General features: G+C 56.5%; 11 protein-coding genes and 2 pseudogenes. 7 read left to right on the top strand and 6 right to left on the bottom strand.

Translation table 11 applies throughout. From position 1 onward, the window contains the following. Window positions 1-22: 22 nt before the first annotated feature. The 4 genes and pseudogenes from ACODNH_RS23115 to ACODNH_RS23100 all read left to right on the top strand — a co-directional run bounded on the left by ACODNH_RS23115 (window position 23) and on the right by ACODNH_RS23100 (window position 5576). Window positions 23-567, top strand: a pseudogene (locus ACODNH_RS23115) (ribbon-helix-helix protein, CopG family). A gap of 180 nt (window positions 568-747) precedes the next feature. After that, window positions 748-1956 (top strand): Nramp family divalent metal transporter, encoded by a 1209-nt coding sequence (locus ACODNH_RS23110; RefSeq protein WP_306710737.1) that lies wholly within the window; start codon window positions 748-750, stop codon window positions 1954-1956. After that, a pseudogene (locus ACODNH_RS23105) lies at window positions 1957-3951 on the top strand (hydantoinase/oxoprolinase family protein). It begins immediately after the preceding gene. Beyond that, window positions 3948-5576, top strand: coding sequence for a hydantoinase B/oxoprolinase family protein (locus ACODNH_RS23100; protein WP_306710742.1), 1629 nt, complete (start codon window positions 3948-3950; stop codon window positions 5574-5576). Before ACODNH_RS23105 ends, ACODNH_RS23100 begins: the two are co-directional and overlap by 4 nt. 62 nt (window positions 5577-5638) lie before the next feature. On the opposite strand, the gene ACODNH_RS23095 is transcribed toward ACODNH_RS23100, so the two are convergent. After that, complete coding sequence (locus tag ACODNH_RS23095) at window positions 5639-6277, bottom strand: PAS domain-containing protein (protein ID WP_434531787.1); 639 nt, start codon at window positions 6275-6277, stop codon at window positions 5639-5641. A gap of 51 nt (window positions 6278-6328) precedes the next feature. Between ACODNH_RS23095 and ACODNH_RS23090 the strand changes: the two genes are divergently transcribed. Beyond that, window positions 6329-6733: a DUF4864 domain-containing protein gene (locus tag ACODNH_RS23090; RefSeq protein WP_306710747.1), complete on the top strand. Its 405-nt coding sequence runs from the start codon at window positions 6329-6331 to the stop codon at window positions 6731-6733. 767 nt (window positions 6734-7500) lie between these two features. Here ACODNH_RS23090 and nhaC read toward each other — a convergent pair. Beyond that, window positions 7501-8967, bottom strand: a complete 1467-nt coding sequence (gene nhaC, locus ACODNH_RS23085) for a Na+/H+ antiporter NhaC (RefSeq protein WP_306710749.1) — start codon at window positions 8965-8967, stop codon at window positions 7501-7503. 368 nt (window positions 8968-9335) lie between these two features. Here nhaC and ACODNH_RS23080 point away from each other — a divergent pair, with 368 nt between their 5' ends. Then, the gene (locus tag ACODNH_RS23080; RefSeq protein ID WP_434531786.1) at window positions 9336-10130 is read left to right on the top strand and encodes an IclR family transcriptional regulator; all 795 of its coding nucleotides are present in this window, start codon (window positions 9336-9338) and stop codon (window positions 10128-10130) included. Window positions 10131-11208: 1078 nt separating this feature from the next. After that, window positions 11209-12279 (top strand): NAD(P)-binding protein, encoded by a 1071-nt coding sequence (locus tag ACODNH_RS23075; RefSeq protein ID WP_306710753.1) that lies wholly within the window; start codon window positions 11209-11211, stop codon window positions 12277-12279. 521 nt (window positions 12280-12800) lie between these two features. On the opposite strand, the gene ACODNH_RS23070 is transcribed toward ACODNH_RS23075, so the two are convergent. The 4 genes from ACODNH_RS23070 to ACODNH_RS23055 form a co-directional block, all read right to left on the bottom strand. Further along, window positions 12801-13181: a hypothetical protein gene (locus tag ACODNH_RS23070; RefSeq protein ID WP_306710755.1), complete on the bottom strand. Its 381-nt coding sequence runs from the start codon at window positions 13179-13181 to the stop codon at window positions 12801-12803. Further along, window positions 13178-14023: a ParA family protein gene (locus tag ACODNH_RS23065; RefSeq protein WP_306710757.1), complete on the bottom strand. Its 846-nt coding sequence runs from the start codon at window positions 14021-14023 to the stop codon at window positions 13178-13180. Before ACODNH_RS23065 ends, ACODNH_RS23070 begins: the two co-directional genes overlap by 4 nt. A gap of 102 nt (window positions 14024-14125) precedes the next feature. After that, window positions 14126-15361, bottom strand: coding sequence for a tyrosine-type recombinase/integrase (locus ACODNH_RS23060; protein ID WP_306710759.1), 1236 nt, complete (start codon window positions 15359-15361; stop codon window positions 14126-14128). A gap of 540 nt (window positions 15362-15901) precedes the next feature. Then, a complete protein-coding gene (locus ACODNH_RS23055) occupies window positions 15902-16339 on the bottom strand; it encodes a hypothetical protein (protein WP_306710761.1) in 438 nt (145 codons plus the stop codon). Between the last annotated feature and the right edge of the window lie 226 nt (window positions 16340-16565).

Below are 16565 nucleotides of genomic sequence, written 5' to 3'. Positions count from 1 at the left end.
CCATCCAGTGAGCAGAGGCACTATGCCAACCGACCGCGTCACCGTCTCTCTGACGAGGAGACCAAGGAGACGTTAGAAGGGCTAACCGACCGAACTGGGGAAAGCCAGAGCCAGTTGATCCGCGAGGCAATCGCGTTCTACGCGGCAAACTTCGACTCGGCGCACGCAAGTGATAGCGATCACCTCCAGACGTACTACGAAATGCTCTCGACGGGCGAACACGTCCTGCTGGACATCGACCTGCTGCACGCACTCCTGCGTCAGTTTACTGACCCGGATGAGCGGGACGAGGAGGTTCTCAATATGATCGATCAGGTGGCACAGTACCACGCTCAAGAGTATGCTGAGCGGTTCGATTCGCTCGAAGATGTTCTCGAATGGCTCTCACTGTGTGGGTTCCTGACCGTTCGGCGGGACGAAAAGGGGAGTTTCCACGTGGTGTTCCCATCCGAATCGGTGCGGTGGTTGATGATTCGGTTCATCCGCGGTAGCATCGCCGACCTTCCGTTCGAAATTGAAATCGAAGAGAGTGTTTCGAAAGTACTATTAAGAGAACGAGAACCGTGAATACCTCTGCACGGAACGCAAACCGACTCGAATCTGGGGGTTGGGTATTTCTTACTATTTCACACACTTGGTGACGTATACACAGGGTTCATACGACCGATGTTCCGGCCACACACAGGTCTTAACAATGTTTTTCCTTACCTGCCGGGACCGTGACAGTGGCTATCAAAACCAACAATCATGAGCATTACAGAACGACTCAAAGCCGTCGGCCCGGGGGCGATGGTCGCCGCCGCGTTTATCGGTCCTGGCACGGTCACGACTGCGAGCGTCACCGGAGCGGAGTTTGGCTACGCGCTTCTGTGGACCATGGTCTTCTCGATTGTGGCAACGATCGTTCTCCAAGAGATGAGTGCGCGGCTTGGCCTTGTCTCGGGGGAGGGGCTCGGGGAAGCACTTCGAGAACGGTTCGACAATCAAATCGTCGAGTACGTGAGTATATTCCTCGTTGTCGGCGCGATCGGCGTCGGGACCGCCGCCTATGAGGCTGGGAATATCCTCGGCGGTGCCGCAGGGCTCGCGACGATCACGGGTATCGACTCAACGGTGTGGGGGGTCGTGATGGGACTCGTCGCCGGACTCCTGCTCTACACTGGGCGCTACAAGTTGATCGAACGAGCGCTCATTGGTCTGGTCGCCGTGATGGCGTTCTCGTTCGTAGCATCGGCGGTGCTTATCGGTCCCGACCCCAGTGCGATTGCGATGGGGTTCGTCCCCGGTATCCCCTCGGGGTCGCTGTACCTCATCACCGGCCTCATCGGAACGACCATCGTCGGGTATAATCTGTTCCTGCACGCGAGTAACGTCCAAGAGCGGTGGAGCGGTCCCGACGATATCGGCCACTCCCGTATCGACACGGTGGTGTCGATCGTTGCGGGCGGCATTATTACGATTACGATCATGGTGACCGCGGCCGCAGCATTCGAGCCCGGAACGCAGATCAGCGATATCGGTCGGATGGCCGAACAGCTGCGCCCCATCGCGGGTCCGTACGCCGAACTGTTCTTCAGCATCGGCATCTTCGCCGCCGGATTCACGAGTGCCACGACAGCACCGCTCGCGGGCGCGTGGGCGACAACAGGTGCACTCGGCTGGGATTCGGATATGCAGAGCACACAGTTCCGTGCCGTCTGGGGGACCATCCTCGGCGTCGGGGTTCTCTCGGTGTTGCTGGGTGGCAGTCCCGTCCAGATCATCGTGTTCGCACAGGTGGTCAACGGGATTTTATTGCCGATCGTCGCGGTATTCCTGATATACGCGATGAACCAGCGGGACCTCCTCGGCGAGTACACGAACGGGTCGATAGCGAACGCCCTCGGCGCGATTGTGACGCTTATCGTCGTGTGGCTCGGGGTTCGGACGCTACTCAGCGTCGCGGGGGTGCTGTAGATGGGCGGCCGGCGGGTCGGTGTCGACGTCGGTGGAACCTTCACTGACGTGACGCTGTCGCTCGATGGGGAGCTCGTGACCGCGAAAGTCCCGAGCACTGAAGACCAGAGCGAGGGCGTTATCGCCGGGATCGAGAAGGCCTGCGAAGCGGCTGATATCGACCCTGAGACCGTGAGCGAGTTCTCTCATGCGATGACCGTCTCGGTCAACGCACTGCTCGAAGAGGACGGCGCAAAGACCGCACTCGTCACGACAGACGGGTTCCGGGACGTTCTGGAGATCGGTCGGCAGGACCGCCCGTCGCTGTACGACCTGTCGGCCGAAAAGCCGACACCGTTGGTTCCCCGCCGCCGCCGCTTCGAAGTGTCCGAACGGACGATCACCGACGGTATCGAACAGCCCGTCGACGAGGACGAAGTCCGGGCAATCGCCGAGCAGCTACGCGAGATGGATGTCGAGTCTGTCGCCGTCTCGCTCTTGCACGCGTACGCACACCCCGAAAATGAAACACGCGTCGCAGACATCCTGCGGGATGAACTCGACGTGCCCGTCTCGGCCTCGCACGAAGTCCTCGCCGAGTTCCGCGAGTACGAACGAACGTCGACGACAGCCGTCGACGCCTACGTACGGCCGGCGATTGACCACTACGTCAGCCGTCTGACCGACCGTGCGCGGGACCTCGGCGTTCCACAGCCCCGAATTATGCAGGCGAACGGCGGTATCACCGACACTGCTACCGTCAGACGGAACGCCGTGACAACCGTCCTTTCGGGCCCTGCCGCCGGGGTCGTTGGGGCAGGGTCGATGGCGTCTGAGGAACAGGACGGGCTAGTCACGTTCGATATGGGTGGGACCTCTACGTGACGTTAGTCTCGTCCGCGACGGTGAAGCGGAACGGACGACAGAGGGCGTCATCAACGAGCGGCCGATCAAGACACCGATGGTCGACGTCGAAACAGTCGGTGCAGGTGGCGGGTCCATCGCCTGGGTCGACGCCGGGGGCGCACTCCGAATCGGCCCGCGTTCCGCCGGAGCTACCCCGGTCCAGCCTGCTACGGGGAAGGCGGAACTGAGCCGACCGTCACTGACGCGAATCTCGTGCTGGGCTATATCGGCGAAAGCACAAGTCTGGGTGGTGAACTCTCACTCGATGCGGATGCCGCCTACGACGCGCTTGCGGACCTCGCCGACGAGGCGGGTCTCGGTGGGCCTCTGGAAGCCGCCCGTGGCGTCTACCGCGTCGCGAACGCGAACATGACCAGAGCCATTCGCTCCGTGACCGTCGAGCGTGGGTACGACCCGCGGAAGTTCGGGCTCGCCGCGTTCGGGGGTGCCGGGCCAATGCACGCGGCGGCAATCGCGGACAGCCTCGATATCGATCGAGTGGTGATTCCGCGCGCTTCAGGCGTGCTGTCGGCATACGGTTTGCTCGCAGCTGACGAGAAGCGCGACGCAGTACGGACGTATCAGCGCTCGCTCGACGCGGTCGACCCCGACGAGGTCGACACAGTCTACGAGGAGTTGTCCGAAGAACTTCTGGCTGAGGTTAGCGACCGCGAGGCAGCGACAGTGCGACACTCAGCCGACCTCCGGTACGCCGGCCAGAGTTTCGAACTTACCGTAGACGTCGACCGGCCGTTCGACACCGCGGACGCCCGCGAGCGTTTCGGGTCAGCCCACGAGTCCGCGTACGGCTATCGAGCGGACGAGTCGGTCGACCTGGTGAACTGTCGCGTGACGACGACCGTGGAACGGAGCGCGCCGCCGGTCAAGTACACTGCCGAAGGCGACCCACAGAAGGGCTCTCGGGAGGCGGTGTTCGCCGACGAGGTCCGCGAAACCCCGGTCTACGAGCGAGCGAAACTGCAACCACAGAATAGCATCGACGGCCCCGCGATTGTCGAGGGCGATGAGAGCACAATCGTCATCCCACCGACGTGGAACGTCCAGGTGCGCGATGACGGGACACTGACAGCGGCGGTGAGCGACACATGAACGACGAAGCTACGACATCGAGTGACGGACAGGAGACAATCGACCCTGTAACGCTGGAAATCCTCAGGAACCAGCTCGAGAGTGTCGCAACCGAGATGGGCCACGTGCTCATCCGGGGGGCGTACTCCCCGAACATCAAGGAGCGACAGGACTGTTCGACGGCGCTCTTCGACGCGTCGGGTCGGATGGTCGCACAGGCGGAACACATCCCGGTCCACCTCGGCGCGATGCCCGATGCAGTGGATGTTGTCCTCAAGAATGACCCGAAACCGGGCGACGTCTTCATCGTTAACGACCCGTTCGCGGGCGGGACACACCTCCCGGACATCACGCTCGTCTCGACCATCGCGCCTAACGACGAGATAGTCGGGTACGCCGTCTCGCGGGCCCATCACGCCGACGTGGGCGGGAGTTCGCCGGGAAGTATGCCACCGGGCGCACAGGAAATTTACGAGGAGGGGCTCCGCCTGCCTGCTGTCCGACTCGTCGACGGTGGCGATCCCAATGAGGCGGTTCACGACCTCATCCGTGCCAACGTCCGGACGCCGGACGAGCGCGAGGCGGACCTTCGGGCCCAGCGCGCGGCAAACGAACGGGCCGAGGAACGCATCGGTGAACTCCTGTCGGAGCACGGGCCGACACTGCTCGAGGCGTTCGATGCCGTCATCGAGTACTCCCGCGAGCGGGTCGAGGCTGAACTCGACGCGCTCCCGGACGGAACGTATCGAGCGCAGGATATCCTCGAAGGCGACGGCGTGACCGATGCCGACATCCCGATTGAAGTGGCCGTCACCATCGATGGGGCCTCGATAGCCGTCGACTTTGCCGGGACTGCCGACCAGGTGGCGGGCAACCTGAACGCACCCCTGTCGGTCGCGAAGAGCGCGGTCTACTTCGTCGTTCGAGCGATCACCGATCCGGAAATACCCCCAAACCACGGCTGTTACGAGCCGGTATCCGTGTCCGCACCTGAAGGGTCAGTACTCAACCCGGACGCGCCGGCCGCAGTCGTCGGTGGCAACGTCGAGACGAGTCAACGCGTCATGGACGTCACACTGGCAGCGCTCGCCGAAACAGTCCCCGATAGGGTTCCTGCCGGCGGACAGGGAACGATGAACAACCTCATCATCGGTGACCGGACCGGCGATTTCACCTATTACGAGACTATCGGCGGCGGGTTCGGTGCCCGGCCCGGGAAAGACGGGATGGACGGCGTACAGGTCGGCATGACGAACACGCTCAACACGCCTGTCGAATCGATGGAGGCCGAGTATCCGCTCCGAGTCGAGCGGTACGCGCTGCGTCGGTCAAGCGGCGGCGACGGCCGATACCGCGGCGGACTGGGCCTCGAACGCACCGTTACCGTTGAGACCGACGCCACCGTGTCACTGCTGACTGAGCGGCGGCGGACGGCTCCTGCCGGAATCGATGGCGGCGAGGATGGCGCGAGAGGGGAGAATCTGGTCGACGGCGACCCCGTTCCTGCGAAGGCGTCCGTTGACATCGAGGCCGGGACGACCGTCTCCGTCCGAACGCCCGGTGGCGGCGGACACGGCGATCCGGCAGAGCGGGACCCGGAAGCAAGAGAGCGTGACCGACGCGATGGGAAGGTAGACGAGGTGTAGCGTCTCGGTTCGGTTGTCGGTCGAATAGACGTAGCCGGCCACCACAGTGGTGCCACCCGTAGTCAGCTGTTCGGCGTATCGATAGCCTCCTGCACACCGAGCCAGTTCGTGATAGAGCCGTCGGGGCCAGTAAGTGGCACTATCGTCACTCGGTTTTTGAAGTGTGTCCCGTCCGCTCGGTAGTTCCACAGTTCGACGGTCCGCTGTTCCCAGATATCGATCCCTTCCTGGAGCGTTGCGATTGCATCGGAGTCAGTTGCTGGTCCCTGCAGCAATCGAAGGTTCTCGCCGCGAAGCGCGGCTAGCGAGTACCCGGTCATCTCCTGGAACGTCTGTGTCGCATATCGGACTGGATTGTCCTGATACGCCGGGCCAGTGAGCGTCAGGCCCAGAGGGATCGTCCCAAGTCGCACCATTTTCGCGATATATTCTCGCTCAAAACCCGTTACCGAGGTAGGCTCGAATCCCTTGAAATCCTGAAGGAGAGCGGCCGGTGACTCGTCAGCGGGTTCCGGGTCAACACTCTGGAGGTTGTGTGTTTCGACGAGGTCCGGAAGCCGACGGCGAAACTGCTCCTCGTCGAGCAGCATGGTTTCGATAAGTACGTCCCTGAGTGAGGCCATGTTCGCGGTCAGTTGATCTAGTCGGCGGTGACACAAACTCCCGTCGGTGTCCGGCCTGTGGCCGCTCAGCCGTGCCATTCATGCTGATACAGCACCTGTTACAGGTACGCGCTCGTCCCTACGATACCAATGTCTGAACGCGAGTATCCGGTGGCCGACCTTCCGACGCCTAATGAGACGTACAGCCCTGGCGACGCCGTTTCCCTCCAGCTTGCTGCGTTGGAAACGAACGACGACCCGTTTGAGAACGCGGGGATCATGACGGCGTACAATTTCGCCTCCCCGGCCAACCGCCGCTCGACTGGCCCACTTGACCGATTTATAGCCATGGTCCAGTCACCGCAGTACCGCCCGATGATCAACTTCAGGGAGGCTGTGCGAGGCCCTGTAGAGCGGGATGAGAACTACGCTGAACAGCGGGTAACGATTACCGGGCCGGATAGACAGACAACCACGTACGAGTTCGGTCTGTCAGTGCAGTCCGTCGGCGAGTTTCGGGGCTGCTGGCAGACTGACCGTGTTGTGGTGGTCTGAACGGGGGCAGTGCCAACCGAATTGGTGATTTGTGCCGTGTTGTGAACTAGGTTGCAATAGCTACTGCTAGTTCCATCCGCTCAGGTGCTACTGGCATCTCTCTCATGCGTTTTTACCCAGAGAACGCTCTACAGGTGTCGGCCCGCCAGCACAAGACAGTGGGATGAATAATACGAGAACGCTTCAATCAGAACGTCTCTTCCGCGGTCGTGTAATATTCTAATATAAGAAGGATATATTACTATTTAGATGGTAGTTCAAGTCATTTTGCCGTCTACGCTATTGCGGCGAGCCACTAACGCCAGATGCACTGCCCTAGCAGCAAAGAATGAGATCTCGCTGTTCAGTTTTTCAGTACCTCACTTGCCACTTTATACACAGATGAACCAAAAATGTAGTTTTCCACTATACCCGGTGAAACTAGATCTGTCGGTATGTTAAATTGGTTCTCTAAGCGTAAGAATCGCTGAATGTGGGTTTAAAGTGTTAAAGCGTGAGATAGTCTGGCTTTAATCTCCAGTAGACTAGCCTCCCACATCAACAAGTCATGGAAACAGTTGTTAGGTTCCCAAATAGATAATATATCATATAATATTTCATATATTCAATTCCTTCAATCATTGTTTCTCACGCGGCTGTGTCAGTTACTGTATTTCACTCACAACTAAGTTGGACCCAGTAGGCAGCAGGTCACGAGAACGGAGGTGTGCTGTAGATTCAGAATTGGCTCCGGATTCTCACATGGTTACTCGTTTCGAGCGGTGCGCTCAGTCACTATCTGCCGGTGCAGCCACGTTACTCGTCATATGCTCGTCAGCCTCAGTCTCAGTATATGTGATCTGCCAGCCGGTAACTCCCATGAGAATGAGGATGAGCGGCGAAAGGAAGCCCAGGAAGTAGTAGGGCGCATACTGGAACGTGCTGACGCCGAGCGTGCCAGCCATGAACACCGCGCCGCTGTTCCATGGAATGAGCGCACTTGTGACAGTCCCGGAAGATTCAATCGCCCGCGAAAGGTTCTCCGTCTTGAGTCCCTTCTCTTCGTAGAGACTGCCCAGCGTCACGCCAGGAACAACGATACTGATGTACTGTTCTGCCGCAAGGACGTTCATCGAGACTGACGACAGAACCGTAATGCCGGTGAGACTTCCAACGCTCTTGCTGAGCCGGCCGAGATGATGAGCTAAGACAGCGATAATTCCAGTACACTCGAACAGGCCGCCCAGTGCGAGTGCGGCGATAGCAATTGTTACCGCCCATGCACCGCCAACCATGCCACCGCTTGCGAGGAGGCCGTTTACGAGTTCCATCCCCGTTTCCGGGCTTGTCCCACTCTGTGCAACGGTCCAGACAGACGTGAACGAGTTGCCCTGAAGCACGGCCGAGGTTATCGCGCCGGCAAAGACACCAGCACCGAGAGCTGGAATCGCGGAGATGCCGTAGATCGCCAGCCCGAATGTCACGAGAAGCGGGAAGAAGGCGAGCGGAGAGATCGTGAACGAACCCGTAAGTGCCGTCTGGATCTCAGCGATCCGATCAACAGGAATAGATCCTGACGCGCGAATACCGAGACCGGCGTACAGGACGACAGCGATAGAGAAGGCAAGGAACGTCCCTGCCCGCATCGCATTGATATGATCGTACAGATCGGTGTTCGTCACCGCCGAAGCGAGGTTTGTTGTGTCCGAGAGCGGTGACTGCTTGTCACCCGTGTATGCGCCGGTGAGGATTGCACCTGCGGTCATCGGCTCAGGGAGCCCGAGTCCCGAACCGATTCCGATGAAGGCAACACCGAGCGTCCCCGCCGCGGTCCACGATGACCCGATGGCAAACGTTATCGCCGCAGTGATGATCGCTGTGAGCGGGAGGAACACTATCGGGTGCAGCAGGTCAAGGCCGTAGTACATGAGTGTCGGAATCGTTCCAGCATGTATCCAGGTCGAGATAAGCGCATAGACGATAAACAGGATGAATACGACCTGAATGCCCATCAGCAGCGTATGTGTGATTCCAGCATACATCTCGTCCCAAGAGATGTCGAATCGGTAGTAACTGAACAGTCCAGTGAAGGCAATGCCCCAGAGGAGAGGGAACTGCGGGTCAAGTCCGTAAATTCCGATTCCTATGCCCAGCGCGGTTAGCATCCCGATGATCGGTATCAGCGCCTCCCCCAGAGAGGGTCGGTCTTCGGGGTCAATGTCGTCGTACAGCTTGATGTCGAATTCAGAACTCATTCGTAGTAATTCAATTACGTATCGCGTTTCCGCTCGTTGCGCAGTGATCTATTTGCATCAGAGTCTGTTCTGACTGATGGGGTTCGGATCAGCTTTTCAGTCGCTATACCGGTAGTTTGGCGACTACACCGACTGTGGCAACAGCGCATGTCGTTTGCTCCATCGACACCATCATTAATAAAAGTTCATGCAGAGGCGGGATGCTGACAGTCGATGAATCTGGCTCAGATTAAATTGTGCGTCGAAATCCAATGCACTGAGGCGGACCGTCCCAGTCTGGTCCGTATATAGTAGAGAAAGGGCTACAGCAACAGACTGTGCGTTCGATATACCAAAATCATATAACCATGATAACCGAGGATCAGTACATGACTGAACGCGAGCCACCGTCCCGACGAATCAAGTCGATGCAGACTGCCAGTGAGGTCCTGCGTGAAATTCAGTCACAGTCTGAGGCGACGCTGTCCGATCTCTGTGAGGATATAGATGTTGCTAAAAGTACGCTACATACGTATCTACAGACACTCGTTGCTGAGGACTTTATCGATAAATCAGATGGCGTCTATCGATTAGGCCTGCGGTTCATACCGCTCGGTGAGAGCGTCCGGAATCGGGTTGACCTCTATCAGCACGGCAAAGAGGAAGTAGAGCGCCTCGCCGAAGAGACAAACGAATGGGTCCATCTCACAGTTGCGTACCGGAACAGGGAGGTAACGCTGTACGAGCATAATGAGGGCGAAACTGTCGCCGTGGACTATCAACGGCGAACCAGAGAATCCCCACAGTATCTCCACTGTACTGCGACCGGAAAAGCGCTGCTGGCATATTTCGATGACGATCAAATCACTGAAACAGTGGCTACTGAAGGACTTGTGCAGCAGACTGAGAAGACGATCACCGAACCCGACAAGCTGCGGGAAGAACTCGCAGAAATTCAAAGCAGGGGGTACGCGGTAAACGATGAGGAAGAAATCCGGGGGATGCGATCCGTAGGCGCTCCGATACAGGACGTGGACGGCACGGTCTGTGGTGCGATCAGTGTGACCGCACCGAAAACGCGACTCTCCGGTGAATACCTCTGTAGTGACCTCCCGGAATTGGTGATGCAGGCAGCAAACATCATCGAGATCAATTTGGAGTCCGCAGCCGCCAGCAGCGAGTAGTATTCACGTATGTCAAATAATTACGGGTACTTAGCAGACCGGTACTACAGTTATTTGGCTCAGAGACAGCACAGGAGGCCCCGTGTAGAGTCGTATTTCAGACGCTCTCTATATGAGTTAACAGGTCGTAGCGAGTACTGTGAATCTTCCTGAAACCACGTCAAGCAGCTTGAATTTTAGCTGTCTTCGGTAATTCCGAACTGGGGTTGCGTGCTAACGCAGGGAACCCCAGTGCCGACAACGACACGTCTTGTGGGCCATAGAGGGGGCTCAGCCACACGTCAGCCAGCGCGTCAGGGACCGGAGCAACCGAGGTTTTGTTCGGTATAGTCATATACAGCAGAGGGCAGCGGGGAATCAGACCTTTGCTGGGTATATAGTGGGCAGCTTGTCCCCAATCCACTCGCCGCCACCAGTCGTGACCTGATCGGGCAGATACTACCCACAGACGACACCAGTGGCTTCTGTTCCGCTCGCCAGCAACTACATCTCTGACCCCTCAGTCGGTTCACGTGGTCAGATCGGAGGAGCGTGCTGTAGTGGGAACTAAGCGTTCGGAACCAGCGGGATTGGTATGTCCGCAAGCCAATAACAGTGGTACATTCGTTATACTCTCGCACGGTACAATTTGAACGAAGATGGCAATTCGAAGTCCTTGCCACATTTCAATATCGGTCGCTATATTCCAGGCAATGGCTGGGAGGTTAAAACTATACTTCTTCTCATATGACTATGTATAGGTATTCTGTTACCATATTTCGATTTTTTGTCTTTACTTTCGAAAATAGGTACATACATAGGACATTTAAGTCCATTTCTAGAGTCTTACAGGTAGAAAGAATGACTGTGTTTCTAATTCGATCTGCGGCTAAGCTTATTACAGGGTTTGTCAGACATCGACCAACGGGTTCCCCTTCATCACCCTAGCAGCCCTATTGGTAGATATCGAGTCTACAGTTCTAATACGCAGATAGTGCTGTCGAAGCCGGGGGTAACACGCGAGTACCGTTGTTCAACGGTCAGATCAGCCGCTCACGGAGTTCACAAAACGGCGCGAAATGCATGCGGGCAAGAGGGTATGTTTGAAATAGCTACCACCAAAGGAGACACTATGAGGGTTTCTATTGTCGGAGGGGGATTCGCCGGATTAGCGGCAGCACAACTGGCTGAAGAGGTAACGTCAGACGTGCAACTTTACGATAAGGGCGCATATACTGGTGACCGAAGAGGCGCTTGGGGGGAGATGGTTTGGGACTACTCACAAGTGCCACTAGATCGGCACGTTCCGGGCTACGTCAGGGAAGCTACAACCGGGATATTTGTCGGTGCCGACGGGAAGACTGCGATAAATGTCCCTGATGGTGTGATACTGAATAGAGGGGAATTAGAGAAACACTGGGCAGGCACACTCGAAGAAACAGAGATTGTAGAGGACGCAGAAGTCGACGAAGCGGAGTTTCGGCGGCTATCTACGGAATCAGATCTGCTAATTGATGCTACCGGTCAGTTCCCGATTTCAAGCCGGTTCACGTCCCTGTCATATGACGTGGCATGTCCGACACTGAGCGGGAGAATCGAGGCCGACTTTTCACACCTGTATCCGGAGCCGAGAGCGCTTGCGTACGAGAATTACTTCCTCTGGATCGTCCCACAATCACCAGCGGAAGCAACTGTCGGGCTCGGCTGCCGGGAGGACAAGTCTCCTGACGAACTGTACGAAGATATGCGACGATTACTTGCAGAAGTCGATATTGAGCCCCCCGAACGTGAGACCTTATACAGCGGAACCGACGTTTCAAACGGCCTGCGAAGTCTCTCAGACTGCTCGTACGAGCTAAACGATTGTGCAGTTCATATCGCTGGCGATGCTATCGGGCTGGCGAACCGCCTGACGGGCTTTGGGATGGTGCATGCGGCACAATCTGGCCGAGCTGCTGTGAGTTCCTTCGTGCAAGGAGAGTCGTATAAACGCAGGTTACTGTGCCAGAACTTCTGGACAAAAGCGGTCACCAGTGCGGCGTCCCCCATCCATCACACCATCGGGTTAGACGGAATCGCTCGTCTGGCAAAGTCCGATATTGAGTATCAGGAGAGCTTCGAACCACAGCAGCCAACAGATATTCTGAGCGCTGTTCGGACCTTCGTCTAGCGTCTCCAATCAGATTAGACACTCGGTTGGCCAGAGACAGGTGTACGGTCAGGAGCCGTGGATACAGAATTCGACATATTGTGGGTTACTTTACCAGGGAGTCGATACCCGCTACCAGTAGTCTGCACTTGCATCGACAATTGGCGCAACCTGCTTCAGCCTGTCGGCAGCAACCGTCTGAGTAGTTGGGTGGTTCGGATAGGGATTATTTGTATTAGCTCGCCGTAACACCTACAAGGGCTAATAAAGCCCTTCAGCTATTAGATTTGACTTGTCTCCATAGCCATAAAGAATAGCTAAGTAGAATAGCTATTTAGTATGTCTAGACAGTATAGCTAGCCATTGTAGCTAGAACAAGTAGCCGAATGGTCCAGCGGCCAAGAGCAGTCAGTGGACACAACTATCAATTCCAGTTCTGTTCGGCAACCTAGTGAATCATCGGTACAGGCACACCAGACAGAACCATTAGCGGAACACGAAGGAAGGACCTCGTCAACAGCGACTCAGAAAGCAAAAAGAGCTTATGGAGAAGCGGTTGACTGCTCCCAGTCGTAGCCCCACTCGCGGAGCTTTTCCGCGACAAGGTCCGGATTGTCCATAGCGACGACGAGGGCAGCCTCCAGCGCGTCGGTCTTATACACGTCTTCACCGACTTCATCTTCCAAGTTACGGAGAAATGTAGACTCGCGCTCCTCAACTTCGGGCCGAATGAAAATTGGCCGTTGCTTGCGATTCTGTTTGACAGAGTCCCGACGAAATTTGTATGGGATATCGGGTTGGGTCGAAGTTTCTACGTCGGCGGATTCAGTTTCGACAGCCATCTCATCCTGTTGGTCGTCCGGTTCTGGCTCTGGATCTGCATCCGTCTCTGCAAACGGATCGTCACCGGAGCCGGATTTCATGCTGTTGCCTCCTGTTCGCGGGTCTGTCGGAGGTGTGCCGCCAATTCCTCGAACTGCTCCAGCGTTTCGATTTCGTAGTCACGTTCCCGACTCCGATGTTCTTCGATATATTTGAACGCCGAACACTGCTTGCGCCAACACCCTTCAAGCAAGGACGTTCGCTCACGGAACACCACCGGGATATCGTACGATTCCGCCTGAAGCCGTTTAAGCATCTCTTCCTGATCGTTCGTTCCTTTGAATCGGTTCGGTACTGCGGCTAACACGCCCACGTTGATGTCCAGTGTGTCTTCGAGGCCAGTAACGAGATCCGCAAGTCCCGCAACGGACTGCTGGCCCTTCCCGCTCGGCTCGAACGGGATGACGAGGTTTCGCGTCGCGTGCAACGCATTGTACAGTTTCACATCCGCGGTTGCCGGTGGATCGATAATGACAGTGTCATACTCGGACGGAACGCCCGCGTCTTTTAGCACACGCAAGAGCTGGACATTCGGGTTCCAATTCTCGCCGAAGTCCGCTGCTTCCTCCTCGCGGCGACGAAGGTGTTTCGAGAGCACTTCCAGAGAGTTGTGTGCGGGAAGGACATCGACACCTTCGGCGGTCTCAATGAGGTCGGCGAAAGGACCCCGTGGCCGCTCGACGAGATGTCGAACCAAACTATCGGCCTCTGAGTCAGTTCGGTGGTCCGCAACGTCAAACAGGAACGAGAGGCTCCCCTCCTGTGGGTCCATGTCGATTGCGAGTACGTCGTGACCAGCGCGGGCGTCGGCGACGGCGAGGTTCGCCGCCATCGTTGTCTTGCCGACACCGCCGGCCTCGCTGTACACGGTGTAGGTCAGCATACTCTACCGAATACACTGCACAGATATAAGGATTAGTCAGACGGTATAGCTATACAGTATAGCCACATTATTTCAGCTAACTACGTAGCCCGGCGAAGCCAGCTACTCGTCAAACAACCTTGCGAGCGTTTCCCGCATCTCTGCCCGGCGGTGCGACCGGGCCTCAGACTCCGAGAGGTAGTTATCAAGCACGACTTGCGCAGACGCTGATCCCTGCTCAGCTGCGACATCTTCAAACCGTTCCGCGACCCGCCTGACAGCAGCACCATACGTCGTATACCAGAATCGGCGACCCGTCTTCGGCGTTGGTCTAGCATCATCAACGGTAACATCCGCGGTTTCGGCCACTGATTTGAACCGACGGCGAACGGTTTCAGCGGTCAGGTGGCCAGAGACTGCGGCCGAGGAAGGGAGCAGATAACCATTCCAATCCGGATCAGAGAGCCTTTCAATACGCTCAGAGACTGTTTCCAGACCGGCCAGTAGAGCCACAGTCCCAGGGCCGTTTTTCCGCTCGCCATCGCCGAACTCTATATACGGATGGGAGTCATCATCCGGATCAAGATTGAGCTGTCGGACATGGAGCGATGCGACTTCGCTCGGTCGCAGTCCCCATCCACAACATGCGACCACGATGAATCGGTCGCGTAGCTCAGTCGCCGCTGCATAGAGGCGCTGGACGGCATCTCTGTCGAGTGCTTTGTTGTCCCAAGATGGAGTCTTATCCCACCCAAATCGAGTTTCAAGGTCGGCGAGTGGGTTGTACGCGGCATTACCGAACATCACCAGGTGCTTGTAGAACTGCCGTGTGTCCTGAACGTATTTACGCCGGGACGCAAGCGTCGTCAGGGCCTCGTCCAACTGGTCAAGTGCGTCGAATGTCGCTGCAACCCGATCCATTTCTGCAACGCGTTCACTAGGCTTCTCCAGTGGTGCGAGCAAATCTTTTGTATCGTGGATATTGGTATATACTTTCGCGTAGCGTCGCAAAATCGACCGACGTGTGTCGATTGTCGCATCAGCACGCCCACGCCGGGTCGAAAGTTCGATGAGGTAATCCTCAATGGCGCGCTGCGTGTTATCAGAGAGGAAATCGAATGGCTCCGGTGTCTGCTTATCTTCTATCGCTTCGATCTCGTCGTAGAACTGCCCGGGGGACAGATCAAATCGCCGCTGGAGATGCTTGACGAATCCCGGAAACTGTCCGTTCAGCCACGCATATGTGGGGGTTTCAGTGGTTGGATTGAGGCCGTCGTCTTTCATCGCCGGCACAACGGTCTCATGGTAGAATGCTTTGCAGTCGGCCAAGTCCATCGTTGAGTAGCGGGTTTCAGTCATTGATCTGAGTATGTGGACAGCGTAACCGACGTACTGTCCTTACTGGTACTCTGAGTCTCCGGAATTTCGTATGTAGCGTGTTTCCGTCGTACCACTAATAATTTGTCTTGTATTGTTTTCTCATGCAGAAACCCACAACAAGACAAGCACTGGTGGTTGTATTACCATAACACATAAACTGTATGTGGCTATATCAAAATCTCAGCGGAGCCAGTCCGGAGAAAGTCCGATTTTATGCGATATGGTTCATTTGCATGCAGATTCCGCATACCGTGCGAAGAGTCAGGCACTATCTCCCGACACACCCATGCTGAGGACAACCACTCTCCATCGTCTTTCACAGAGCACTGGTGGGCAGGAACCCGCAACAGTGATATCATATTCCGAGTACGCACAGTAGCTCCTGCGACTGCGACTGTCGTGAGTCCATGAGGAATTTCGCCACCCGGAATGGAAGTCTTATGCAGTGGCCACATCTAACAGCACAGAAGAGGATTCAGCAGTTCTGAAGGACGGATTTGCTTGGGACCCAGCCCGTTGTCATTCACCGGGACCAAACTCTTGACAGCCGAACCGATCCCTGTTCTCTGGCTGTGCGCAGAGGTAATCAAGCCGTTTTTCCATTTCGGATCGCGACATACCCGCTTGATCTTCTCGGGACTCTGCGAGCCGGGCTTGACTGGCGTTTAGCATCTTTTCTTTCGTTTCTAGTTCCGAAACAAGTGTGTCTACGTCCTCGTTACGGGTTTCTAACTGTCTGTTGAGCTCTTCAGCGCGGGCTTTTGCGGCTTGTTGGTCTTCCTGAGTCTCGTTCAGTTGTTCACGCAATTCCTCGTTTTCAGCGCGGAGGGCTTCGTTCTCTGTCTGTATGTCCTGTGCAGAATCCTGAAATGCAACCGTTGTCCCGACTGTCCCACTAGTAGCGACCACAGTGACGATGAGTAGCCAGGAACTGATGTTACGTGCAAGAGTGCTCACCGGTGAGCCACCTCTGGCGTAGCCGGAGTACTGTACGGGTGTCTGCCCCGGTGCAGCAGAATTGAGGGTTGAGTCATCATGTTCCAGCTTGATTGGTATGTGCTACTAATAGTAGTTTCCAGTTGATTACGTTTGAATAGCGATAGATATCTAATAGTAAGCTAGTACGGACATAGAATGTAATTGAAATAACCAGTTATACCACATCCGATAGCAACATGATTTA

This window comes from Haloarcula sp. NS06 (assembly GCF_051122755.1).
Lineage (GTDB): Archaea > Halobacteriota > Halobacteria > Halobacteriales > Haloarculaceae > Haloarcula.
Note: the sequence above shows the minus strand (reverse complement) of the source record. Positions and strands in the feature narration are given on the sequence as shown.